Origin of the sequence: Flavobacterium sp. K77, assembly GCF_021608205.1 — a bacterium.
Taxonomy (GTDB): domain Bacteria; phylum Bacteroidota; class Bacteroidia; order Flavobacteriales; family Flavobacteriaceae; genus Flavobacterium; species Flavobacterium turcicum.
The window spans coordinates 1-550 of sequence record NZ_JAKIHO010000050.1 but is presented as its reverse complement, the minus strand read 5'-3'; the positions used below and the strand labels follow the sequence as shown (position 1 = coordinate 550).

At 41.1% G+C, this 550-nt stretch carries 1 protein-coding gene; it reads left to right on the top strand.

Annotated elements, in window-relative coordinates:
• Positions 1-550 (top strand): MBG domain-containing protein (locus tag L1S34_RS14835; protein ID WP_236364883.1); only part of this gene is annotated, 550 nt, incomplete at both ends.

The following is a 550-nucleotide window of genomic DNA, read 5'->3' as shown; positions in this document are numbered from 1 at the left end:
GCCTAAAGCTATTGCGGTAGTCGTTACTGCTGATGATAAAACAAAAGTATACGGTGATCTTAACCCTGCATTAACAGCTGTGGTGACTGGTGCTGTAAACGGAGATACTATTAACTACACTCTTGCAACTTCTGCAACACAGTTCTCTAACGTAGGTGCTTACCCTATCGTGGTGACTTTAGGAAATAATCCTAACTATGACGTTACTGCTGTAAATGGTACTTTGACCGTAACTCCAAAACAAGTAGATGTTCTGGTTACTGCTGATGATAAAACGAAAGTATACGGTGATCTTAACCCTGCTCTAACAGCCGTGGTGACTGGTGCTGTAAACGGAGATACGATTAACTATACCCTTGCAACTTCTGCTACGCAGTTCTCTAACGTAGGCGAATATCCAATCGTAGTAACTTTAGGAAACAACCCTAACTATAACATTACTCCAGTAAACGGAACTTTAACAGTTACGCCTAAAGCTATTGATGTAGTCGTTACTGCTGATGATAAAATGAAAGTATACGGTGATCTTAACCCTGCTCTAACAGCCGTG